Here is a 21,319-nt window from a genome sequence, read left to right as displayed (position 1 = left end):
CCTGAGTCGACCATCTTGCTGGTGTTCGGTACCGATGGATGGACCGTTCCCATATCGGTTTGGTATCCGGCCCGCGCCACGGCCGGTTCGTGAGGCGGGCCTTTGACCGGCCCTGGCATTCGTCCGTTTCGATCAACCCATAAATGACCTCACCCTTACGTATCGCTGAGCGTGGTCACATCCATAGCGGTTAGGGGAATTTTGAAGATTCCGACCCAGAGAGGAGGATGTCATGACGGAGCCCAGAGGTCCTGACCCGTACATGGGGCCCGTCGGTTCTCCCGCCCCTGCGACGGACGCGGAGGATCACGCCGCATGGCAGGGCAGGACACGCGTGTTCCTGCAGCCGATCGCGGCGCCGTCCATTCTCGGGCTGTTCGGGTTCGCCGCCGCGACTCTGATGGTCGGCGCCTGGCTGGCCGGCTGGTACGGCGGCGGCAGCACGCCGCTGGTCCTCTTCCCGTTCGCGGTCATGGCCGGTGGCTTCGCCCAGTTCGCGGCCGCCATGTGGTCCTACCGAGCGCGTGACGGTCTCGCGACCGGGATGCACGGGATCTGGGGTGCGTTCTGGCTCGCGTTCGGCCTGCTGTTCCTGCTGACCGCGGTGAACGCCTTCCCCGCCGCACTCACGCCGACGATCGGCGCGGCGAACCCGGGGTTCGCGTTCTGGTTCGTGGTCCTGTTCCTGATCACGGCGCTGGGAACGATCGCCGCGCTCGGCGAGAACCTGGCGCTGGCCGCCCAACTGGGCGTGCTGGCCCTGGGCGCCGCCTTCACCGCGGCCGGGTTCTTCTCCGGGACGGTGTGGCCCGTGCGCGTCAGCGGGTGGCTGTTCGTGGTGTCGGCCCTGATGGCCATGTACATCGCCGCGGCGATGATGTTCGAGGGCACCTTCGGCCGGACGATCCTCCCGATGGGCAGGTCACGTCACGGGCGGAACATCGCCGGCCGGCCGAGCCGGGCGCTGGAGTACACCTACGGCCAGCCTGGGGTGAAGATCGGACAGTGACGAATCCGGGGAGGGCCCCCTCGCGGGGGTCCTCTTCCATGTCCGGCGACCCGTTCGCCCCCGGTATCGGCCACATCCACCTCGGCGTAGCCTGGTCCGGCCATGGGAACCCGTACATGGAAGGAACCGGATGTCTTTCGCGGCGGATCGCTTTCGTCAGATCCGGGCGCGCGTGGTGCGCGCCTACCATCTCGCCTGCGCACGCGACGACACCTCCACGCACGGAATCGCCGTGCCCAGCGGGGTCTGGATGTGCCAGCAGTGCCATCGGGTGCTGCTGGAGATGGCCGCGCTACGTGAGCATCTCCGGCTTGAGCACGCCACCTGACCCGGACGCGCCGGATGACCGTCCCAGTACGCGGCGTCATAGAGGGACACGGGCCTTGGCGCGGCATAACGGCTCGCATGTTCAAGCTTGGGTAAAGACTTGTGGCGTCGGGGCCCATGAAGAAAGATCTCGTCCGCGGTGCCTTCATCGGGTTGCTGGTGGACCTCGCTGGTCCAGGCCGACTCGAGCACGCAGGCCCTTGCCGCGGGCAGCGGGCCAGGCATGGTCACCGCGGAGTGCCTGGTGGATCATGACTCGAAGTAAGACCTAAACCGCGTAGTCGGGGGTCATGACGGCCGCCAGAGTGAGGTGGGAGGCGGCCTCGTCCTGCCTGCCCTGGCGCTGGAGCGTGCGGCCGAGGAGATGGCGGGCGTAGGAGTCGTCCGGGGACTCGGCCACCAGGGACTCCAGCGCCGTACGGGCCCGGTTGAGCTGCGCGGAGGTGAAATACGCCCGCGCCGCCAGCATCCGGACACCCCGGTCGCCGCCGTGCTCCGCCATCAAGGGCCGCAGCAGTGTCAGGGCCCCGAGGGGGTCGCGCTGGTCGAGCAGGGACTCGGCCCAGCGCAGCCGCCGCACCTCGTCGGGCAGCCGGCGGGGCGGGCGCCGGCTCGCGTCCTCCAGGAACTCTCTGATCGTCTCCGGTGACTGCGCGCCCTCCAGCGCGAGGTCACCCACGACGATCGTCGGCGAGGTGCGCACGCCCTTGGCCTTCCCGATGAGCAGCGACTCCCGGGTCAGCTCCGCACCGGAATCGGCGTCGCCGAACTCCCCGGCCAGGCCCATCTCCGTGGCGAGGTCTGTCAGGAAGGCGGGATCGCTGATGTCCCGTACCTCGACGAAGTGGGCCCGCAGCACCCGCTCCACCACCCGCTGCTGCGACTCGGCGCCGCCCTTCGCGTACGCCAGCGCGATCAGCCGGTGCGCCTCCAGCGTGGAGACCCGCCAGCCGGAGCCCCACTGCGCCCCCAGCCCTTCGGCGGCGGCCACCTCGGCCACCCGCGCCCGGTTGTCCACCGGGGACAGGCCGGGCGAGCAGGCACGCAGCGCCTCGTCGGCCATCGGGTCGCGCAGCATCTCGGCCATCGGCACCGCCTGCGCGGGCGCGGACGGATCGATCTGGTACGGCCGCCAGACCACCTCCACCGGCTCTCCCTCCCAGGAGGCCAGCGCCTTCTCCAGTCGCCGCTTGCCGATGTGGGCCCAACCGCAGACGACATCCGCCCAGATCTCCATTCGCATGCCACCAACATATGCGACACCTGTCGATTAATCAACATATGTCGCATAGTCGATGGTTGTCGTATAGTGGGCCTCGTGAACTCGGATGATCCGCGCGCGCAACGAACCCGGGCCCGCCTGAAGGCAGCAGTGCTCGACCTGGCAGCGCAGCAGGAGCTCACCACCATCACCGTGTCCGCGCTGGCCAAGCGCGCCGAGGTGAACCGGGCGACCGTCTACCTGCACTATCCGGACGTGGACTCGCTGGTCACCGACGCCATGGAGGACGCCGTCGCCGCGGTCGCCAGGGCCGCCGCCCTGTGCCCCCTCGACGCTCCCCGGGACCGCGCCCCCGACCCGCTGGAGGACCTGTTCGAGCATGTGGCCGCCAACGTCACCATGTACGCGCGCATGCTCGGCCCGCACGGCAGCGCCCGCTTCGCCACCCGCATGCGCGACCGCCTCACCGCCGAACTGACCCACCGCTTCGCCACCGGCCAGCGACCCCGGGGCTGGGACGACGTACCGGTGGAGATACACGCCGCCTACCTGGCCGGCGCCCTGGTCGGCGTCGTCGCCCACTGGGTGTCGGCGCGGGAGGGGCCTGGGCACGCCCGTACGCGGCAGGAGGCGGCGCTGGCATTCTGGCGCCTCTTCCGCACCGGCTGCCAGGGCCTCCCGGAGGACTGAGCCGAGCCGCCCAGGTGCGGCCGGGCAGAGGAAGCCGCGCCAGCCTGAGCGGTCAGGGGGAGGCGCGCCAGGCTGAGGGTGTGCGGCCGCGGGCGCGCTTGAACGCCACGCTGAACGCGAACGCGTCCTGGTAGCCGACCTGATGGGCCACGGTGGCGACGGTCTGCCGGGTGTCGCGAAGCAGGTCGGCGGCGAGGGTCATGCGCCAGTCGGTGAGATAGCCGAGCGGCGGCCGGCCGACCAGGGCGGTGAAGCGCTGGGCGAAGGCCGCGCGGGACATGCCGACCTTGGCGGCCAGCGAGGCGACCGTCCACCGGTGGGCCGGATCCTCGTGCAGGAGGCGCAGCGCGTCCCCGATCGCCGGGTCGCTCAGTGCCCGATACCAGGCGGGCGGCGTCGCCTCCCGCCTGGTGCACCAGGCCCGCAACGCGATCACGAGGACCAGATCCAGGAGCCGGGCGAGGATCGCGTCCTGGCCAGGCTCGTCGCGGGCGGCCTCGGCCCAGAGCAGGTCGAGGGCCGCCCGAGTGGGTGGTCCCGCGGGCACGACGGCCAGCGGGGGAAGCAGGTCCAGCAGGCGGGAGGCCACGTCGCCGCGCAGGTCGTACATGCCGCGGAGCATGACGGTGGCCCCGGACAGGTCGTCGCCGTATGTGCGGGGGACCCGCATCGGGTGGGGAGCCGCCGGGGCACCGGTGGGGAGGTATTTGTGCCCGTCGCGAATCACGAACCGGGGTGCGGTCGCCGGGTCGTCCGCGATCGTGTGCCCGCCGGGGGCGGTGATGAGGGCGACGTCACCCGCGGCAAGGCGCGTGGGAGGGGAATCGGCGAGCCGTATCCAGGCATGGCCCTCCAGCGTGGCCGCGACCGTGAGCGGTGACGGGTCGGCGTGCGTCACCGCCCATGGCGGCCGCTGGATCAGCCGGAGGGCCAGGGCGTTCTGCGCACGGGCTCGGTGCAGCAGGTCTGTCAGCACGTCCACACGTTCACCGTAGACGATCGCAAAGGCATCGCAGATGGATGCCCATGGATCATCTCGGTGCCGGTGGGATTGGCTGGACGGCATGACGAAATCCATCGCAGTGTTCGGCACCGGCCCAGGTGTCGGCCAGGCCATCGCCCGCCGGTACGGGAAGGAAGGGTACGACGTCGTTCTGGTCGCCCGCCGCCGGGAACCCCTGGACCTGCTCGCCCGGGATCTGTCCACCGAGGGCGTCACCGCCCATGTGATCACCGCCGACCTCCGCCAGACCGCCGCCGTCCCGGCGCTCGCCGAGCGGATCCGCGAGCGGGTCGGAGACCCCACGGCCGTGTACTACGGCCCGGCAGCCGGCGACCTGCTGTTCGTTCCCGCCGTCGACCTCACACCGGACGTGCTTGAACACCACCTGCCGGTCACGCTGCTCACGCCCCTGGCCCTGATCCGGGAGTTCCTGCCCGCCATGGTCGAGCGGGGCGACGGCGCCATCCTCAGCGCCCAGGGGGCCGCCGTCGTCCAGGGCAGGCCGTACATGAGCGGCTGGCCCACGCTCGTGGCCGCACAGCGCAACTACCTTCAGTCGCTCGCGGCCGAGGTCACCGGCAAGGGCGTCTACGTCGGCATGCTCTTCATCGGCGCCCGCATCCTGGGCACCCCCTTCGAGGCGGACTACCAGCGACGCCTGGCCCAGGGCGAACCCGTGCCCGACCTGCCCGCCGCCGACCCCGCCGAACTCGCCGACCTCCTCTGGCACATGCACGCCGACCGGAGCCGGCACGAAACCGTCGTCCCCGCCGGCCTCCTGGACGGATGACACCGGACCGATACGCCGCCTGCGCCCTGAGCTCCTGAGCGCTGGAGCCCGGCACGCCCCACGCGGCCGCCAATCCACTCAGACGGGACAAGGACGTCCGCCCTCCACTACTCCGTGGTACCGTATAGTGGTACTCGGTGCTACGGAGTACTGGGAGATCGAAGAGGACCCACGATGGACGACCTGACGGAGATGCTGAAGGGCACGCTTGAGGGCTGCGTGCTGGAAATCATCGGCAGCGAGGAGACCTACGGGTACGCCATCACGCGTCGGCTGAACGAACTCGGCTTCACTGACGTCGTCGAGGGGACCGTTTACACCATCCTGCTGCGACTGGAGAAGAACGGGCTCGTCCAGGTCACGAAACGACCGTCCGGGCTGGGCCCGCCGCGCAAGTTCTATGCGCTCAATGACGCGGGACGCGAAGAACTCGCGACGTTCTGGGCGAAATGGGAGTACGTCTCATCACGGATCGACAAGCTCAAGGAGGGCGGGGAATGAACTTCTGGGAGACCATCACAGGCAGCGATCTCACCAGGGACTGGAAGGCGTTCGAAGCCCGGGCCGAGGCATTGCCGGCCGACTACCGGGCGGCGTGGGAAGAGATCAAGGGCCATCTTTTTCCCTACGGGGACTTCACAGGCCGCAACCTGATGCCGATTCTCGACAATGCTCTGGGGCTGCTCGAAGAGACGGCGTCCGATGGGCAGAGCATTCACGAGGTGCTGGGTGACGACATCGGGGGTTTCTGCGCGGCGCTGGCCGGCGGAGAAGGGGCTCGGAGCTATCGAGACCGGTGGCGCGAGCAGTTGAACAGGAACGTCGCAAGGAAACTGGGCCGGCTGGGAGGCTGATGTGGGCATCCAGGACATCATCGAGGGCAAGAAGCAGTGGCGGGCGCACATGGCGCGGGTCAAGGCCCTCCCGCCGGACTATCAGATCGTCTACAAGGAGATGCAGAGGTACATCTTCAAGGTCGGACCGATCGACTTGTTGGACGGGTCCCTGCTCTCCGGGATCGTCGATTTCTTCGAGGAGGGCGTCGCGGCCGGCAAGGGAGTCCTGGAACTCATCGGCAACGATGTCGCCGCCTTCTGCGACGAGCTGATCAAGGACTCGCGTACCTTCGCGGACGTCTATCAGGAGTCCGTCAGCGGGACACCCGGCACGGCCGAGAAGTAACACCCATCGACCGGTGCCGGCGGCACGCCCCCGCGCCCGTGGATCCGCCTTCGCGGCCGGGGAGTCGTACGGCTTCTCCTGCCCGTTCTCGGCGAGCGCCGGGCCGCCTCCGAGGAGGGGCACTCTCCGCGGACCAGCATCCGCTCAGGCCCCTGTGTCCGGCCCGCTTCAGGTGGTCAGGACAGCTTGCCCAGGCCCTTGACGGCGATCGTGGCCGCGTCGGCGATGACCTTGTTGTCGTATGTCGCGTCGGCCGTCTTGCGGTTCGTGTAGACGGCGATGACCAGCGGCTTGGCGTGCGGCGTCGGCCAGGCGACCGCGATGTCGTCGGCCGTGCCGTAATTGAAGCCGCTGCCGGTCCTGTCGCCGACGGTCCAGGTCTTCGGCAGGCCGGCGCGGATTCGGTCGTCGCCGGTGGTGTTGCGGCGCAGCCAGTCGTTGAGCCGGGCCCGGTCCTTGGCGTGCAGGGCCGTGCCGACGGCCAGCTTGGTCAGGTCGCGGCCCACATCGGCGGGGGTGGTGATGTCCCGCTTCTCGTCGGGGTTCCAGTAGTTGAGGTCGGTCTCAGTGCGGTCCAGGCGGGTGACCCGGTCGCCGAGCGACCGGGCGAACCTGGTCACCCCGGCAGGCCCGCCGATCTGCTTGAGCAGCATGTTGCCGGCGGTGTTGTCGCTGTACCTGAGCGCCGCGTCGCACAGCTCGGCGACCGTCAAACCGTCCTTGAGGTGCTTGCCGGTGATCGGCGAGCCGTCCACGACCTCGCTCGCTTTCCAGTGGACCACCCGGGTGAGCAGCTTCGGGTCGGACTGGCGGGCCTTGCGCAGCACCGCCGAGGCGGCCAGGGCCTTGAACGTGGACAGCAGGGGGAACCGCTCATTTGATCGGTACGCGAACGTCCGGCCGGTGCCCGTGTCGTAGGCGTACACGCCGATCCGGCCCTGGTAACCGGCCTCCAGGCGGCGCAGCTCGCGCTGGGCAGCGGTCGCGGAGTGCGCCGGCGCTCCAGCAACGGACGTGGTGGCCGACACGCTGACCGACGCCGACGCGTTGCCGGTGCCGGCCACCAGGACGGCCAGGGACAGCCCGGTGACCCGCAACGCCGTGCCGGGACGGGAATGACAAAAGTGCCGCATCAATATCCTCGCTCTTGACCGGTGTCGGAGAGGCGAGCAAAGCAGGGCCGTCCTTCGAGTGTCAAATATAGATATCGCTCATTTATGCATTTAAATTCGGATATCGGAGCAGGTAGAACTCCCCGGAAGATGACTGGCGGGCGAAAGCGCCGCCAGGTCGGCAGCATGGAGGTACGGTCCGCGCGACCGGCCTGGCGGTATTACTCGGCGAGCGCGGCGACCCGTCCGCCGTGCCCGCCTGCGGCGAAACCTAGGCGACGACCGCCAGCAACGTGGTCGCCGCCGCGGCGAGCGCAGGGTCGCCGTCCACGTTCGCGCGATCGCGGGCTTCCTCGACGGTGATGCCCCTGGTGGCGAGCCGCCAGAAGGCGTCCTGGTCCATCGTGACCAGCGCGGCGGGGTCCGCGTCGGCCGGCGACATCGCCCAGCGGCCCGCACGCCTGGCCGCGGACCACCGCGCACCCGCAGGGCCGGTCACCTCCAGCGTGACCGCCGTGCCCTCCGGGCGCTCCTGCTCTCTGAGCGCGTACGGCAGCGCCCGGGCGAAGACGTCCAGGACGGGCCCCATCAGCTCGGGCCCGTCGGCTCCCGGGACGGAGACGGCGTCGCGCACCTGCTGCTGGTGCACCCAGAACTCGGTGTACTCGCGAGCGATGTCCAGCCACGCCGGGCTGCCGACGTCGGTCGCGGCCCAGGACACGTTGAGGTCGGCGGGCGCCTCCAGATCGCGGGCGGCCCACACGGCGTCGAGCTGACGGCCCAGGTGGTCCAGCAGGTCGATCATGACCTGCGGGCTGAGCTGGCGTGTCGCCCGGACGAACTCCTCGTTGACGCGCGCCAGATAGACGGGCAGCGTCTCGTCGTCGGCGAACACGGCGCCGCCGTACCCGTCGCGGCTGCCCGAAAGCCGCCGCAGGTGGTCGTTGAGCACGTGGCCCACGATGTCGTGGACGTCCCAGCCGGGGCAGACCGTCGGTTTCGACCAGTCGGCTGGTCCCAGCGCGCCGAGCAGGTCGAGCATGGCTTCCCGTTCGCGCGGGAACAGGGGACGGATGTCGAGGACCGGGCCGAAGATCGTCATACTCCGACGGTATCGGCCCCGGCGAAATCGGCGGCACGGTCGGCGGCCAAATCGCCTGCTCGACGTGATCAGGTTTCCCCGGATACGGGCATCTTCAGGCTGCCGCTGGCGGCGTTGAACTGGCCTGATATCAGCATTCAGATAGATGTGAAACTCATATCAATCTTGGACATATTGCTGATGGTTGTGTTGTCCTGAGCGCCATGTCCAGCTCGCGTCCTCCTACGCCCGTGTCCGGCATCGCCCGCTTGGCCGGGGCGGTCGGCATCGGCGACCCGCGCGGCTCGCAGCGCTACCGGCTCACTGGCGTCGCCATCGGCGGGCACTGCGACGGCTCGGTTCAGGGCGCCTCGCCGCCCGGTCCCATCTGGACCGGCAGGACCCGGACGACGCGGTCACGGAACCTGCCCTGGACGAGGCGGGCCAGGACCTGAACGTGAACCCGCCCGGCCAGTGCCGCCACATCCGGGAGCGCGCCCTTCTCTTCCCCGAACCCTCTTCCGAACCGGAGGACTAATGCGACCGCCTCGGCGCTCACGTACCCGTGCCCGCGAAGGCACCCGTACCCGTGAAGGCGCTCACGCCCGTGAAGGCGCTCACGCCCGTGAAGGCGCTCACGCCCGTGAAGGCGCTCACGCCCGTGAGAGCGCCGGGCGCCGCTTCGTGCCCAACTGGAAGATCGTGATCTTCGGCGCCACCGTTCTGGTGGCGGGCGTCTTCGGCATGATCACTGTCGGGTACGCCGTCACGCCGCTGCCCGCGCAGGCCCAGAGCCAGGACGGCGTCGACGACCGGGCCAGCGTCATCACCTACGCCAACGGCAAGACGCTGGCAGTCCTGGGCGTCAGGCGCAAGCCGGTGACGTACGCGCAGATCCCGCGTCCGGTGCAGGACGCGGTGATCGCGGCCGAGAACAGCTCCTTCCGCGAAGACTCGGGCATCTCCTTCTCCGGCCTGGCCCGCTCGTTGTGGAGCACCCTCTCCGGCCAGCAGGTGCAGGGCGGCTCGACCATCACCCAGCAGATGGCGCGGAACTACTATGACGGCCTGTCGCAGGAGCGTTCGGTCGAGCGGAAGCTGAAGGAGATCTTCGTCGCCATCAAGGTGAACAAGAGCCTGAGCAAGGACGTCATCCTCGAGCAGTACCTCAACACGATCTACTTCGGCCGGGGCGCGTACGGTATCGGCGCCGCGGCCGAGGTCTTCTTCAACGTGCGGGACGTCTCGAAGCTCACCCCCGAGCAGGGCGCTTACCTGGCCGGTCGCATCCAGAACCCGAGCGCCTTCGACGAGGCGGAGGCGGCCGGCCGGATGACCGCCACGGAGGAGCGCTACGCCTACGTTATCGGGCAGATGGCCAAGCTGGACCCGGCCGCGTACGGCAGCCTGCCCAGCAAGTCGCCCACCTCGCCCAAGCGCATCAAGAAGTGGCGCAAGGACTATTACAAGGGCATCAACGGTTACATGATCACCGCGGTGCTCAACGAGCTCAAGGCCAAGACCGGCCTGGACCTCGAGGACGTCGAGAAGGGCGGCTACCGCATCAGGTCCACCTTCGACAAGCGGCTGATGGAGGCCGCCAAGGCCGCGGTCAACCAGCACACGCGGACGGTCCCGGACGAGATCACCGCTACTCTCGCCTCCGTGGATCCGCGAAACGGCCGGGTCAGCGCGTTCTACGGAGGCGACGACTACACCACGGACCAGTGGAACGACGCGTTCATGTCGCAGAAGCAGGCGGCCTCCGCGTTCAAGCCGTACGTGCTGGCCGCCTGGCTGACACAGGGCTACAGCCTGCGGAGTTTCCTGCCCGCGAGCAGTCCGCTGAAGCTCGAAGGCACGACACCCATCGCGAACGACCATCCGTCGAAGGCCACGTCCGTTGACGTCATCAGCGCCACCGCCCACTCGGTCAACACCGCCTTCGCCAAGATGGGAGAGAAGGTCGGGCTCGATCACGTCATTGACATCGCCGCACGGGCCGGGCTCAACAGAGGCAACCTCGAGTCCGCCCGGGACCGCCACCGCTACCTGATAACCATCGGCAGCGGTCAGGTGACCACCGTCGAACAGGCAGGCGGCTACTCGATCTTCGCCAACGCGGGCAAGCACTATGACAACCACGTCATCATCGACGTGACCTCGAAGGACCGGCGGAGGTTCTATGCCGAGAAGACCACATTCGTCCATGCGGTCACGCCCGAGGTGGCCGCCGACGCGACCTACGCGCTACAAGCCGTTGTCACGCAGGGGACCGGCCGCAACGCCGCGCTGCCCGGCCGGCCGGTGGCCGGCAAGACCGGCACCAACAACGAGAACAAGGAAGCCTGGTTCGTCGGCTTCACCCCGCAGGTGTCGACTGCCGTGGGGATGTTCCGCCAGGAGTGCCGGACCAAGAGCGGCAAGGTGGTGCGGCCACGGTACGAGAACTGCCCCTGGTACCGGGGCAAGGACCCGGCCAAGGAGAAGACGTACACGCCGGACAAGCCGTACACGCTGCCCTATGAGGTGCCGCTGGGCGCTGCCTTCGAGGGGGCCACCTACCCGGCCGCCATCTGGCGTACCTTCATGACCGAGGCGACGAAGAACCAGCCGGTGGAGCAGTTCCCGCCCCGCGCGGACATCGGCAACACACAGGACTTGGCTCCCAAACCCACCCCGTCGGCCACGCCAACCCCATCTGCGACGCCGGTCCCAACCGGCACGCCGACCTCCGAGCCGTCCACGGATGCGCCGGACGTGGACGACCCCGCCATCGACGATACCGAGTGCGATCCGCTCGACCCGGGCTGCCAGGACGACACGGAGTCCAACGACACGGGGCTTGACGACACGAGGTCTGACAACACAGGGCCCGACGATACGCGGCCCGACGATACGCGGCCCGACGAGGCGGGCCTCCCGGGCGACGAGGGCACCGACGGTGGACAACCTCACTGACCGGCAGACCGCCGAGGTGGCCGCCACCGAGTCTCGCGGGCGCAGCCGTGGCCGCGTCAACGAGGTCCGCCTCTCGGCTGAGCTGGGCGTCAGCCGCACCCCGCTGCGGGAGGCGCTGGTGGAACTGGCCAACCGGGGGCTGCTCGTCGCCGAGCCGCGGCGCGGATTTCGTGTTCCGCCCCTCGACCTCGACGAGGCCCGCAAGCTCTATCCGTTGGCGGGGGAACTGGAGGCGCTCGCCCTACGGTGGTCCATTTCGGCGGTCCGGACCGAGCCCGGCGCAGCGTCGAGGAGCACCGCCGCATCCTGGCCGCCATCCAGGAGTCCGACCTCGCTGAGGCGTCGCGCCTACTCGTACAGAACTGGGGCAACGGCGCAGCCTACCTCGGAAGGGCGGAAGCCTGACCGAGGGGCCTCCGCCCAGTCGAGCCGGCGGCGAGGGCGAGCGCGATGCGTGGAGTCGGTCCGCTGCCGACCTCCGGCTTGGACAAGCCCCTTCTCAACCAGCGTGGACAGCGGCAAATCCAGCGCCTGCCAACACGATTGGCCCATCGCCTGCGCGGCAGTAACCCGCGCATCCCCCGTGCCGAAGCCTCACCATCGGAGGCTCACCTGGGCATGTCTAGTGCGCCAGTGTCGGAGGCAGTGTTGCTTGCGGTTTGTCGCCGCGGTTCCGCACCGCGGTCACGGCGACCAGCACCAACGCGGCGACGGCGAAGACGATGTTGCCGGCGAGCTTCACCGCCGGGGTGGCCGGCATGAACGTCGGGGTCTGGAATCCGTGCCAGGCATAGGTGAACAGCGCGCCCGCCGCCAGCGCCAACTGATGCAGCTGGGTCCACCCAGGCCGGCGAGACCAGCGGCTGATGAGCAGCGTTCCTCCGACGTGAACGGCGAGCACGGCTGTGGTGAACCCCCAGGCAGGCAACACGTTTCTGCCGACGAACCACGCGATGATGAAGGCGGAGGTGATGACCAGAGACGCCAGACCGAGCAGCCACGCCGTCGGAGTGCGCCCACTGGACTGCCGGGCCGGCCGTCGCCGGCGACCGAGGAACACCGCGAGCGCGACCAGCAAGACGACGACCACCCCGGAGCCGATCAGTTGTGGCGTGGACGCGGCGAAGTCGCTCTGCGCGCGGCCCTGGCGGGCGTTCAGCAGCACACCCAGGGCGTAGATCCCGCCCGTCACGACCAGGCCAGGACGGCCGAGCCACGGTGAAGTACGGCGCTGCTTGGCGGCCGCCTCGGTGAGCGCGATCGGCACGCTGATGCTCCACACCATGTGCAGGGTGAGCACGAACAACGTGTACGGCACTCCAATGCCGAGTGCGGGGATATAGCCGGGGTCAAGCAGGTGCAGGTGCGCTCCGCCGAAATCGGGGTTGAACAGCGACTGCAGGCAGATGCCCTCTTCGAGTACGCCGAACGCCAGGGCCAGGGTGACGATGCCGGGCCACCCCCAGCCCGCCCGCCGGCACACTTCCCGGATCAGCAGCGCGCCGGCGCCATACAGCGGGGCAAGCCCGACCAACGCGTACAGCGCTGTGATCGGAACATCACCGAGCAGGAACTCGGCAACGAGCGGCGCGAGGAAGAACAACCCGACCGCGGGAACGAATCGACCCATTGGTCTCCTTTGAAGCGGCACCGAATGGCCGGCACCAGATGCGAAACGGGGGTGAGCAGTGTCAGCGACTGACAGGACACGGGCAGAGCCGCGGTTCGAGGACACCCGCAGCGGCCAGGCAAGATCAGCGCTATACGGGCGGCTTCTCGATGCGGACGAACGGGCCGTCGATGCACACACCTACGGTGCTCAGGCATCAGACACCGAGCACCACGGCGACCTGCCAAGGCGACCTTCTCCATGAGGCAGATGCCCGGATGCCGGGAACCATCAGGGGGGCGGCGGGCAGTTCTGAATCTGCTGGGTAGACGGCTGACACGATTGCGAATGAAGGACGAGGCGAGATAGCCGAAGCGGTTTCACGCGTCTGACCGTAGGGAGAAGAGGTGCTGTACCGGATCAGCCCATGGGTTGAGTGTGCGGATCTCCACCCTGGGGTGGAGCCGGAGATGGAGCCCTGTATCGGGTTGTTGAGGGAAGGGCACGCCGGCGCTGCCCCGGATCGAGCGCAGCCATGACCTTATCGAGCTGGTCGGTGCGTGCTCGGTGTTCGTGGCCGGGGGAGGCCGGTGCTGCCGACGCTGCGCAGGCACGCCTTCACCGCCGCGGATGGACGCCGAAGATAACGAGCCCTGATGGGGCGCCGAAACTGAATCACGGAACATCAGCTTTTGTCCACCTGCCGGATGCACGTACTCCAGTAGGCCGTCCTCGGAGACGACGCGGGCGCGCCGGCTTGTCCAGCCGGGCGGCTGAGATGGCGTGAGCCCGCCGCAGCGCCCATCCGATTCGTGACTGCATGCAACCCGTATGAGACACGCAATCCGGGCGGCCAGCCGGGTAGCCAGCACTCGGCCGCCACCACGGAACCTGGCGCGACGTGCTGCTGATCGAGCGCCGCAGCACCGTGACCGGTCTCTGACGGCTCTGGTCGCGCCGGGTGTTCGTCTCTCGTTCATCGCCGCGCTATCGATAACTGTCAATATCGACTAGTATCTAAATCGACAATCATCAATATGGCTGTCGATACGACAGTAGCCGCCGGAGCCCTCATGGACCGCATCTATCGCCACGCCGACCTGACCGTCGATCAGCGGCACGCGTTGCTGACCGCCGCCCGCACGCTGGCCGCGGAGTTCGCCGGCACGTTCGGCACAGAAACCATCGAGCGTTTCCTGCACTCCAGCTATGAGGAGTTCGCCGGCCGCGCCACGGTGATCAACTACTTGCCGCTGCTGGCCGAACGGTTCGCCCGCCAGCAGTTGCGCGCCCTGGCCCGCATCGAGGGCAAAGACCCCACCGGAACCCCGATCGTGTTGTTCTTGTGCGTGCACAACGCGGGCCGCTCGCAGATGGCGCTCGGCTTTTTCACCCGCCTGGCCGGCGAACGCGCTCTCGGCTGGTCGGGCGGCTCGGAGCCGGGCGAGCAGATCAACGCGGCCGCGATCGAAGTGATGCGCGAGCGTGGCATCGACATCGCCGGGGAGTTCCCCAAGCCGTGGACCGCTGAGATCGTCCAGGCTGCTGACGTGGTGGTCACCATGGGCTGCGGGGATGCCTGCCCGATCTACCCGGGCAAGCGGTACCTGGACTGGGACCTGGACGATCCGGACGGCAAGACGGTGGAGCAGATCCGCCCGATCCGCGACGAGATCGAGCGCCGGGTGCGGGCGCTGCTGGCCGAACTCGGCGTTGCCGTCGACTGAGACGCAGGTCACGTACCGAGAATTTATAGAGGGATGTCAATATAGATAGTGGTCGAGTTCGATAGTTGTCTATATGAGGAGGGGCTTTGGAGCTGCTGGAGATCTTGGAGTGCAGTCCGCCGCTGGCGAGGGAACCCCTGGACGCAGAGCGGGCCGCCGCGCTGTCGCAGGTGTTCAAGGCGCTGGGCGATCCGGTCCGGTTGCGGATCGTCTCGATCGTGGCCAGCCATGCCGGCGGGGAGGTGTGCGTGTGCGACATCACGGGTGCCTTCGAGCTGTCCCAGCCGACCATCAGCCACCACCTGAAGGTGCTCAAGGAAGTCGGCCTGCTCACCTCCGAACGGCGGGCGTCCTGGGTGTACTACCGGCTGGTACCCGAGGCGCTCGGCGAACTGTCGGCCCTGTTGAACGTCCCCGCGACCGCCTAGGAAGATCGATGTCGTCCACCTCTCGGCCCGGTCAGGCCGATGCTGTGCCGGCGACCGGCAACGCCCCTGGCGTGATCGCCGCGCTGTCCACTCTTGATCGCTTCCTGCCGGTGTGGATTATCGCGGCGATGGCGGCCGGCCTGCTGCTCGGCCGGCTCGTGCCCGGCCTGAACACCGCCTTGGAGGCGGTAAAGATCGGTGAGATCTCACTGCCGATCGCGCTCGGCCTGTTGCTGATGATGTATCCGGTGCTGGCCAAGGTCCGCTACGACCGCCTCGGCACCGTCACCGGCGACCGCCGCCTGCTCATCTCCTCGCTGCTGCTGAACTGGATCCTCGGCCCGGCCATCATGTTCGCCCTGGCCTGGATTTTGCTTCCGGACCTGCCCGAATACCGCACCGGGCTGATCATCGTCGGGCTGGCCCGCTGCATCGCCATGGTGCTCATCTGGAACGACCTGGCCTGCGGCGACCGAGAGGCCGCCGCCGTTCTCGTCGCGCTCAACTCGATCTTCCAGGTCATCGCGTTCGGCGCGCTCGGCTGGTTCTACCTGCAGGTCCTGCCCGGCTGGCTCGGCCTGACCCAGGCCGCGCTGCAGGTGTCGGCCTGGGACATCGCCCAGTACGTGCTCATCTTCCTCGGCATCCCGCTGCTGGCCGGCTACCTGTCCCGCAGGCTCGGCGAGCAGGCGAAGGGCCGCGCCTGGTACGAGGACCGGTTCCTGCCGAAGGTCGGCCCGCTGGCGCTGTACGGGCTGCTGTTCACCATCGTGATCCTTTTCGCCCTGCAAGGCGGCACGATCACCTCCCAGCCCGGCGACGTGGCCCGCATCGCGCTGCCACTACTGGCCTACTTCGCCCTGATGTGGGGCGGCTCGTTCCTGGCCGGACGCGCCATCGGCCTGTCGTATGAACGCACCACCACACTGGCCTTCACCGCCGCGGGCAACAACTTCGAGCTGGCCATCGCCGTGGCGGTCGGCGTCTTCGGCGTCACCTCCGGCCAGGCGCTGGCCGGGGTGGTCGGCCCGCTCATCGAAGTTCCCGTCCTGGTCGCGCTGGTCTATCTCAGCCTGGCCGGTCGCCGTCTGTTCAGAACCAAGGAGTACTCGCGTGTCTGAGAGCAAGCCCAGTGTCCTGTTCGTCTGCGTGCACAACGCCGGCCGCTCTCAGATGGCCGCCGGTTGGCTGGCCCACCTGGCGGGGGATCGCGTCGAGGTACGTTCCGCGGGCTCGGCGCCTGCCGACCAGGTCAACCCGATCGCGGTCGAGGCGATGCGCGAGGTCGGCATCGACATCACCGCAGAGCAGCCCAAGGTTCTCACCGTTGATGCGGTCGAGGCTTCTGACGTGGTGGTCACCATGGGCTGCGGGGACGCTTGCCCGATCTTCCCGGGCAAGCGGTACGAGGACTGGAAGCTTGACGACCCGGCCGGCCAGGGCATCGAGGCCGTGCGCGTGATCCGCGACGAGATCCGCGTCCGGATAGACAAGCTGCTCAGCGAGATCCTGCCCGTGGACTGAGCATGGGAGCGGGCAGTCAGGTGAGTTGTGTCAAGCCTGGCGCATCGCAGCCTGTGCGCCGCTGCGCCGAAGGGATGCGCCATGACAGCGCCGGATCCGCCCTCTCCCGGGCTAGAAGCCGCCAGATGGACAGAGGAGATGGCTCAGGAGGTCATCGGGTTGTTCACCGGCCTGTTGATCGGACGTCTTGTGCGGCTGGCGACGACATCGGCCAGGTGCGGGGGGTGTGGTCATACGGTGAGGAGTTCGATGTCCACCGGGCTGCCGGAGGGGGTGGGGGCGGCCAGCGGGGTGAACAGCGCGCCCAGCTTGGCCACCACCTCGGGAATGATCCGGTAATAGACCCAGGTGCCGCGCCGCTCGCCGTCGATCAATCCGGCGGTGCGCAGCACCTTCAGGTGGTGGGAGATCGTCGGCGCGGTCAGGTCGAAGGTGCCGGTCAGGTCGCACACGCACGCCTCGCCGCCCGGGTGGGATGCGATCATCGACAGCAGGCGCAACCGCACCGGGTCGGCGACGGCCTTGAGCAGGCTCGCCAGCTCGGCGGCGTCGCTCTCCGACAGCGGCTCGCGGGCGATCGGCGCGCAGCACTGCGGAGCGGTGGTCATGACGGCACCTCCTGATTCGACGCTTGTCTAAATGATAGGCGATGGTAGGCGGCCAACGCCAACGCCGCGATCAGGCACGCCGCCGTGACAGCCGCCATGACCCAGCCGTACCCGGCGGCCTGGGCCAGCGCGACCGCGCCGAGCGGAGCCACGGCCTTGTCGGCGACGGAGAACAGTGCGATCCGGCCGGACAGGCTGGCGTACACGGTAGTGCCGTAGCGTTCGGCCAGCAGATGGGGCAGGGTGATGGTGGCCACGCCGAAGCCGATCCCGAACAGCAGCACGCACGAGATCGCGCCGGGCACGGTGCCGCCGATCAGCGGGAGCAGCAGCGAGCCCGCACCCTGCAGGGCGAAGATCGCTGCTGCGACGGGAGCGGCTGCCCAGCGGCGGCGTAGACCTGTGGTGACCAGGCGGCCGGTCACCGAGAGTATGCCGAGCAGTCCCGCGATGGCGGCGGCGAAGACCGGCGTGTGCCCCAGGTGGATCAGGTAGGTGATGAGCAGCACGGAGATCGTGGCCACTGCGCCGCCCTGTGCGGTGAAGGCGGCGGCAAGTAGCCAGAACGGCCGCGCCCGCACGGCCCGCTTGACCAGGTCGGCCCGCTGGGCGGGCGGGGCCGTCGCCGTGCTCATCATGGGGCGGCGGATCACCAGCGCGTGCAGCGGGATCGCCAGCACCCCGTAGCCGATGCCCAGCACGACCAGGGCCTGGCGCCAGCCGTACCGCTCGACCAGCAGGCCGGTCAGCGGCAGGAAGATGGTGGAGGCGAACCCGGCCACGATGGTGAGCGCCAGCAGCGCGTTGGCCCGCCGCTGCTCGTGTCCGCCGAACCAGCTGATGATGACGGCGAAGGCGGGCTCGTACAACGCCATCGCCGAGGCGACGCCGACCGCGACGAACACCCCGTACAGCTGGGAGAGACTTTCGACGCGCGACCATGCCAGGACGGCGAGCATGCCGAGCCCCGAGCCCGCCGCCATCAGCGCGCGGCCGCCGTGGGCGTCCAGCCAGCGGCCTGCCAGGGGCGCGCAGAGAGCGGTGGTCAGCACGGCGAGGGTGAGCGCGGCGGCGACCTGGGTACTGCTGGCGTTCAGAGTGCCGGTCATCGGGGTGAGGAAGACGGAGAAGGCGTAATAAAGCACGCCGTAACCGATGGTCTGGGTGATGGCCAAGGCCGCGACGATCCGCCAGCCGTGCGCCAGAGCGCCGCCCCGGGTGTCCGGGGCGGCGCTGTCGGTGGTGGTGGAGCTCATGCGGGTGGGCAGCCGATCAGCGCGCGGCCGTCTTGCTGGGCTGCGGTGGAGTGTCCCCCGGACATCTCAAGCGTTCCTTTCTCGGGTGGGTACGGCTCAACCGCAGCAGCCGCCGCCCTCGGAGACACCGACGGTGGCCAGCGGTAGCGGGGTGGCCAGCAGGCCGCCGCTGATCCCGGTGGCCAGGCCGACCCGCTGCTCCTGGGCCTCGGCCAAACTGGACGAGCACACGCCGGTCTCCGGCAGGTCCAACTGCACGTCGCGGGCGGCCTCCCAGTCCCCGGCCAGGGCGGCGACGACCGAGCGGACCTGCTCGTAGCCGGTGGCCATGAGGAAGGTGGGGGCCCGGCCGTAGCTCTTGACGCCGACCGCGTAGTAGCCGGCCTCGGGGTGGGCGAGCTCGTCAACGCCGTGCGGCGGGACGGTGCCGCAGGAGTGCTGGTTGGGGTCGATCAGCGGGGCGAGCTGTCGGGTGGAGCCGAGGATCGGGTCAAGGTCCAAGCGCAGCTCGGAGGCGATGGAGTGGTTCGGGCGGTAACCGGTGGCGCTGACGATCTTGTCCACGGTGACCGACTGCTCGGCGCCGGACGGGTCGCGGCTGACGACCTCGAGACCTGCCTCGGTCTCGCGTACGCGGTGGGTGAAGAAGCCGGTCAGCAAGGTGATGCGGCCGGAGGCGACGTGGGCGCGCAGACGGGTGCCGAGCGCACCTCGGGCGGGCAGCGCGTCGGCCTCTCCACCGCCGTAGGTGCGGCTGGGATTGCCGCTGCGGATCGCCCAGGTGATCGGTGTGTCCTCCAGCTCGGCCAGGGCGAGCAGGGTGGTGGCGGCCGAGTGGCCTGCCCCGACCACCAGGGTGTGCTTGCCCTGATACCGGTCGCGGTCGGCGCCGAGCACGTCGGGCAGGGCGTGGTCGACGAACACCTCGCTCTCACCGTGGGCGGGGAGGCCACTGGCGCCCAGCACGTTGGGACTGGTGTAGGTGCCGGAGGCGTCGATCACCGCGCGGGCCCGCAGTTCCTCGCCGCCCTTCAGGCGGATGAGGAAGGGGGCGCCGTCACGGCCGAGCGTGCGGACGCGGTCGTAGCCGAGCCGGCTGATCGCGCTCACGTGCGCGCTCGGCCGCACGCGCTCACCGAACAGCTTGGCCAGCGGCGCCAGATAGTCGTCGATGAGCTCGGCGCCGGTGGGCAGCCAGTCGCCGTCGGGGCCGCTCCAGCCGTCGGCTTCCAGGAGGCGGCGGGCGGCGGCATCGATGTTGTACTTCCACGGGCTGAACACGCGCACGTGCCCCCACTGGGCCACTGATGTGGCGACCCGGTCACCGGCTTCCAGGATGAGGAAGTCGATGCCCCGCTCGGTCAGGTGGGCGGCGGCGGCCAGGCCGACCGGCCCCGCGCCTATCACGACGACGGGCAGCCTCTGATCGGAACTGTGCCGGGGGGTGGTGAACTGCTCGATCTCGATCGCGGTGGTGCCGCAGCAACTGTCACTCATGACTGCTCTCCAGGTACGCGAAGGGTGTGGTTGGCCGAAGGACCAAGGAGAAGGTGCGGGCGCGCGACGGTGCTGGCGGCGCGGCCGGTGAGCCGGGCACACATCACGCACATCCTTAAATTGAAGTTCATCTAATCAGTGGCCATCATGCGCGACTGATTAGAGAGTTGTCAAATTAGTGCGGCGTCGAAGCAGCTCCGGTCAGAGGCCGGCCAGCGCAGGCGCGTCCCGCACGTGCGCGGCCAGCGGGCCGACGACGTACGCGGCGTCCCTGCTGACGCCGCGCAACGTGTTGGAGGCGAACGATCGCTGGAACTCCAGCCCGAGATAGACCAGCCCGGGCAGCACGCTGGAGATGCCGCCTTGATGCAGCGGCAGCCCGTCGGGGGTGAGGGCGCCGAGCGGGCGCAGGTATTCCAGATTCGGCAGGTAGCCGGTGGCCAGCAGGACGACGTCGACGCGCTCACGCTCCCCATCGGGCCAGATGACGGTCTCGCCGTCGAAGCCGGTGAACATCTCCCTGCGGCGCAGCCGGCCGGACTCGGTCGCGGCGCGGTAGTCGCCGGTGTCCATCACCAGGGTCTGGTGGACACTGTGGATCAGCCATTCGGCCGGCAGGTTGTCAAAGCCGCTGCTGGTCAGCCAGTGGTGCACGTCGTGGCCGTCACGTCGCTGAGGCAGGAACGCCAACGGTCTGCGCGAGGCGATGTCCACTTGCGCGACCTCGGTCAGTTCGTAGGCCACCTGGACGGCCGAGTTGCCACCGCCCGCCACCACGACGCGCAGCCCGGCCAGTTCCTTGGAGTCGCGATAGTCGGCCACGTGTACGACCTTGCCGGTGAAGCTCTCTTGGCCCGGCAGTTCAGGTCGGACGGGGCGCGAGAACGAGCCGCTGGCGGCTACCACTGCCGCGGCCGTCACCTCCTGCCCGTCGGCGGTGCGCGCCACGAACGCCCGGCCGTCTCGCTCCACAGCCTGCACCTGGGTGCCGGTGCGGATCTCCACGTCCAGGCCGGCGGCGTAACGCTGCAGGTAGTCGGCGACCTCGTCGCGGTGCGGGTAGTGGTCGGGGTCGCCGGGGAAGTCCAGGCCGGGCATGGCGCTGAAGCGAGCCGGGGAGAACAGGGCGAGGCTGTCGTAGTAGCCGGGCCAGGAGCCGGTCGGTTGCCGGCCGGCTTCCAGCACGAGGGGTGTCAGGCCCGCGTTGCGAACCGCGCGGGCGGCGGCCAGGCCGGACTGGCCGGCGCCCACGATGACGACGGGATCAGGGGATCTGGTCATGGGCCGGACCAT

The 21,319-nt window shown here is 69.1% G+C and carries 22 protein-coding genes and 1 pseudogene; 14 read left to right on the top strand and 9 right to left on the bottom strand.

Going from position 1 to position 21,319, the window contains the following annotated elements:
* Nucleotides 1–232: 232 nt before the first annotated feature.
* Both ABGB18_RS13260 and ABGB18_RS13255 read left to right on the top strand, forming a co-directional pair.
* Complete coding sequence (locus tag ABGB18_RS13260; protein WP_347695746.1) at nucleotides 233–1,009, top strand: GPR1/FUN34/YaaH family transporter; 777 nt, start codon at nucleotides 233–235, stop codon at nucleotides 1,007–1,009.
* 130 nt (nucleotides 1,010–1,139) lie between these two features.
* A complete protein-coding gene (locus ABGB18_RS13255; RefSeq protein ID WP_347695745.1) occupies nucleotides 1,140–1,337 on the top strand; it encodes a hypothetical protein in 198 nt (65 codons plus the stop codon).
* A gap of 267 nt (nucleotides 1,338–1,604) precedes the next feature.
* Here ABGB18_RS13255 and ABGB18_RS13250 read toward each other — a convergent pair whose 3' ends face one another.
* On the bottom strand, nucleotides 1,605–2,579 hold the full coding sequence (locus ABGB18_RS13250; protein WP_347695744.1) for a DsbA family protein: 975 nt from the start codon (nucleotides 2,577–2,579) through the stop codon (nucleotides 1,605–1,607).
* Between the two features lie 75 nt (nucleotides 2,580–2,654).
* Here ABGB18_RS13250 and ABGB18_RS13245 point away from each other — a divergent pair, with 75 nt between their 5' ends.
* Complete coding sequence (locus tag ABGB18_RS13245) at nucleotides 2,655–3,248, top strand: TetR/AcrR family transcriptional regulator (RefSeq protein WP_347695743.1); 594 nt, start codon at nucleotides 2,655–2,657, stop codon at nucleotides 3,246–3,248.
* A 52-nt stretch (nucleotides 3,249–3,300) separates the two neighbouring features.
* Here the strand turns inward: ABGB18_RS13245 and ABGB18_RS13240 are convergent, their stop codons facing one another.
* On the bottom strand, nucleotides 3,301–4,230 hold the full coding sequence (locus tag ABGB18_RS13240; protein WP_347695742.1) for an AraC family transcriptional regulator: 930 nt from the start codon (nucleotides 4,228–4,230) through the stop codon (nucleotides 3,301–3,303).
* An 82-nt stretch (nucleotides 4,231–4,312) separates the two neighbouring features.
* Between ABGB18_RS13240 and ABGB18_RS13235 the strand changes: the two genes are divergently transcribed.
* The 4 genes from ABGB18_RS13235 to ABGB18_RS13220 all read left to right on the top strand — a co-directional run bounded on the left by ABGB18_RS13235 (nucleotide 4,313) and on the right by ABGB18_RS13220 (nucleotide 6,223).
* Complete coding sequence (locus tag ABGB18_RS13235) at nucleotides 4,313–5,041, top strand: SDR family NAD(P)-dependent oxidoreductase (RefSeq protein ID WP_347695741.1); 729 nt, start codon at nucleotides 4,313–4,315, stop codon at nucleotides 5,039–5,041.
* Between the two features lie 174 nt (nucleotides 5,042–5,215).
* On the top strand, nucleotides 5,216–5,542 hold the full coding sequence (locus tag ABGB18_RS13230) for a PadR family transcriptional regulator (RefSeq protein ID WP_347695740.1): 327 nt from the start codon (nucleotides 5,216–5,218) through the stop codon (nucleotides 5,540–5,542).
* The gene (locus ABGB18_RS13225; protein WP_347695739.1) at nucleotides 5,539–5,895 is read left to right on the top strand and encodes a DUF1048 domain-containing protein; all 357 of its coding nucleotides are present in this window, start codon (nucleotides 5,539–5,541) and stop codon (nucleotides 5,893–5,895) included. Before ABGB18_RS13230 ends, ABGB18_RS13225 begins: the two co-directional genes overlap by 4 nt.
* Before the next feature lies 1 nt (nucleotide 5,896).
* Nucleotides 5,897–6,223: a DUF1048 domain-containing protein gene (locus ABGB18_RS13220; RefSeq protein ID WP_347695738.1), complete on the top strand. Its 327-nt coding sequence runs from the start codon at nucleotides 5,897–5,899 to the stop codon at nucleotides 6,221–6,223.
* 176 nt (nucleotides 6,224–6,399) lie between these two features.
* Here the strand turns inward: ABGB18_RS13220 and bla are convergent, their stop codons facing one another.
* Nucleotides 6,400–7,356 carry a class A beta-lactamase gene (gene bla / locus ABGB18_RS13215; RefSeq protein WP_347695737.1) on the bottom strand — a complete coding sequence of 319 codons (957 nt, stop codon included), beginning with the start codon at nucleotides 7,354–7,356 and terminating at the stop codon, nucleotides 6,400–6,402.
* A gap of 250 nt (nucleotides 7,357–7,606) precedes the next feature.
* On the bottom strand, nucleotides 7,607–8,437 hold the full coding sequence (locus ABGB18_RS13210; protein ID WP_347695736.1) for a maleylpyruvate isomerase family mycothiol-dependent enzyme: 831 nt from the start codon (nucleotides 8,435–8,437) through the stop codon (nucleotides 7,607–7,609).
* Nucleotides 8,438–8,667: 230 nt separating this feature from the next.
* Between ABGB18_RS13210 and ABGB18_RS13205 the strand changes: the two genes are divergently transcribed.
* The 3 genes and pseudogenes from ABGB18_RS13205 to ABGB18_RS13195 form a co-directional block, all read left to right on the top strand.
* A complete protein-coding gene (locus tag ABGB18_RS13205; RefSeq protein WP_347695735.1) occupies nucleotides 8,668–8,871 on the top strand; it encodes a hypothetical protein in 204 nt (67 codons plus the stop codon).
* Nucleotides 8,872–9,100: 229 nt separating this feature from the next.
* Nucleotides 9,101–11,377 (top strand): transglycosylase domain-containing protein, encoded by a 2,277-nt coding sequence (locus ABGB18_RS13200; RefSeq protein ID WP_347695734.1) that lies wholly within the window; start codon nucleotides 9,101–9,103, stop codon nucleotides 11,375–11,377.
* Nucleotides 11,361–11,498 (top strand): annotated as a pseudogene (locus ABGB18_RS13195) (GntR family transcriptional regulator); the annotation flags it as partial. The gene ABGB18_RS13200 and the pseudogene ABGB18_RS13195, both read left to right, overlap by 17 nt.
* Before the next feature lie 501 nt (nucleotides 11,499–11,999).
* Here the strand turns inward: ABGB18_RS13195 and ABGB18_RS13190 are convergent.
* Complete coding sequence (locus ABGB18_RS13190; protein ID WP_347695733.1) at nucleotides 12,000–13,007, bottom strand: hypothetical protein; 1,008 nt, start codon at nucleotides 13,005–13,007, stop codon at nucleotides 12,000–12,002.
* Nucleotides 13,008–14,059: 1,052 nt separating this feature from the next.
* On the opposite strand from ABGB18_RS13190, the gene ABGB18_RS13185 reads away from it, so the two are divergent.
* From ABGB18_RS13185 to ABGB18_RS13170, 4 genes are all read left to right on the top strand, one after another.
* The gene (locus tag ABGB18_RS13185) at nucleotides 14,060–14,713 is read left to right on the top strand and encodes an arsenate reductase ArsC (protein WP_347695732.1); all 654 of its coding nucleotides are present in this window, start codon (nucleotides 14,060–14,062) and stop codon (nucleotides 14,711–14,713) included.
* Between the two features lie 86 nt (nucleotides 14,714–14,799).
* Nucleotides 14,800–15,141, top strand: a complete 342-nt coding sequence (locus ABGB18_RS13180) for a metalloregulator ArsR/SmtB family transcription factor (RefSeq protein ID WP_347695731.1) — start codon at nucleotides 14,800–14,802, stop codon at nucleotides 15,139–15,141.
* An 8-nt stretch (nucleotides 15,142–15,149) separates the two neighbouring features.
* Nucleotides 15,150–16,262, top strand: a complete 1,113-nt coding sequence (gene arsB / locus ABGB18_RS13175; RefSeq protein ID WP_347695730.1) for an ACR3 family arsenite efflux transporter — start codon at nucleotides 15,150–15,152, stop codon at nucleotides 16,260–16,262.
* On the top strand, nucleotides 16,255–16,665 hold the full coding sequence (locus ABGB18_RS13170; protein WP_347695729.1) for an arsenate reductase ArsC: 411 nt from the start codon (nucleotides 16,255–16,257) through the stop codon (nucleotides 16,663–16,665). The genes arsB and ABGB18_RS13170 overlap by 8 nt, the downstream gene beginning before the upstream one ends.
* A 230-nt stretch (nucleotides 16,666–16,895) precedes the next feature.
* Here ABGB18_RS13170 and ABGB18_RS13165 read toward each other — a convergent pair whose 3' ends face one another.
* The 4 genes from ABGB18_RS13165 to ABGB18_RS13150 all read right to left on the bottom strand — a co-directional run bounded on the left by ABGB18_RS13165 (nucleotide 16,896) and on the right by ABGB18_RS13150 (nucleotide 21,307).
* Nucleotides 16,896–17,273: a metalloregulator ArsR/SmtB family transcription factor gene (locus ABGB18_RS13165; RefSeq protein ID WP_347695728.1), complete on the bottom strand. Its 378-nt coding sequence runs from the start codon at nucleotides 17,271–17,273 to the stop codon at nucleotides 16,896–16,898.
* Entirely contained in the window at nucleotides 17,270–18,529 is a 1,260-nt protein-coding gene (locus tag ABGB18_RS13160) for an MFS transporter (RefSeq protein ID WP_347695727.1), read from the bottom strand. The genes ABGB18_RS13165 and ABGB18_RS13160 overlap by 4 nt, the downstream gene beginning before the upstream one ends.
* Nucleotides 18,530–18,625: 96 nt before the next feature.
* A complete protein-coding gene (locus ABGB18_RS13155; protein WP_347695726.1) occupies nucleotides 18,626–20,026 on the bottom strand; it encodes an FAD-dependent oxidoreductase in 1,401 nt (466 codons plus the stop codon).
* A gap of 201 nt (nucleotides 20,027–20,227) precedes the next feature.
* On the bottom strand, nucleotides 20,228–21,307 hold the full coding sequence (locus tag ABGB18_RS13150) for an NAD(P)/FAD-dependent oxidoreductase (protein ID WP_347695725.1): 1,080 nt from the start codon (nucleotides 21,305–21,307) through the stop codon (nucleotides 20,228–20,230).
* Nucleotides 21,308–21,319: the final 12 nt, after the last annotated feature.

It is taken from the genome of Nonomuraea sp. B12E4 (assembly GCF_039871825.1).
Classification (GTDB): Bacteria; Actinomycetota; Actinomycetes; order Streptosporangiales; family Streptosporangiaceae; genus Nonomuraea.
The sequence above is the reverse complement of the archived record's forward strand: the minus strand, read 5'-3'. Positions and strand labels throughout refer to the sequence as shown.

What these genes read in the sequence shown, in the direction of transcription:
- ABGB18_RS13260 (WP_347695746.1), top strand. Translation starts at nt 233, where the DNA reads ATGACGGAGCCCAGAGGTCCTGACCCGTACATGGGGCCCGTCGGTTCT.
- ABGB18_RS13255 (WP_347695745.1), top strand. Translation starts at nt 1,140, where the DNA reads ATGTCTTTCGCGGCGGATCGCTTTCGTCAGATCCGGGCGCGCGTGGTG.
- ABGB18_RS13165 (WP_347695728.1), bottom strand. Translation starts at nt 17,273, where the DNA reads ATGACCACCGCTCCGCAGTGCTGCGCGCCGATCGCCCGCGAGCCGCTG.
- ABGB18_RS13225 (WP_347695739.1), top strand. Translation starts at nt 5,539, where the DNA reads ATGAACTTCTGGGAGACCATCACAGGCAGCGATCTCACCAGGGACTGG.
- ABGB18_RS13230 (WP_347695740.1), top strand. Translation starts at nt 5,216, where the DNA reads ATGGACGACCTGACGGAGATGCTGAAGGGCACGCTTGAGGGCTGCGTG.
- ABGB18_RS13155 (WP_347695726.1), bottom strand. Translation starts at nt 20,026, where the DNA reads ATGAGTGACAGTTGCTGCGGCACCACCGCGATCGAGATCGAGCAGTTC.
- arsB (WP_347695730.1), top strand. Translation starts at nt 15,150, where the DNA reads ATGTCGTCCACCTCTCGGCCCGGTCAGGCCGATGCTGTGCCGGCGACC.
- ABGB18_RS13250 (WP_347695744.1), bottom strand. Translation starts at nt 2,579, where the DNA reads ATGCGAATGGAGATCTGGGCGGATGTCGTCTGCGGTTGGGCCCACATC.
- bla (WP_347695737.1), bottom strand. Translation starts at nt 7,356, where the DNA reads ATGCGGCACTTTTGTCATTCCCGTCCCGGCACGGCGTTGCGGGTCACC.
- ABGB18_RS13185 (WP_347695732.1), top strand. Translation starts at nt 14,060, where the DNA reads ATGGACCGCATCTATCGCCACGCCGACCTGACCGTCGATCAGCGGCAC.
- ABGB18_RS13235 (WP_347695741.1), top strand. Translation starts at nt 4,313, where the DNA reads ATGACGAAATCCATCGCAGTGTTCGGCACCGGCCCAGGTGTCGGCCAG.
- ABGB18_RS13160 (WP_347695727.1), bottom strand. Translation starts at nt 18,529, where the DNA reads ATGAGCTCCACCACCACCGACAGCGCCGCCCCGGACACCCGGGGCGGC.
- ABGB18_RS13190 (WP_347695733.1), bottom strand. Translation starts at nt 13,007, where the DNA reads ATGGGTCGATTCGTTCCCGCGGTCGGGTTGTTCTTCCTCGCGCCGCTC.
- ABGB18_RS13210 (WP_347695736.1), bottom strand. Translation starts at nt 8,437, where the DNA reads ATGACGATCTTCGGCCCGGTCCTCGACATCCGTCCCCTGTTCCCGCGC.
- ABGB18_RS13150 (WP_347695725.1), bottom strand. Translation starts at nt 21,307, where the DNA reads ATGACCAGATCCCCTGATCCCGTCGTCATCGTGGGCGCCGGCCAGTCC.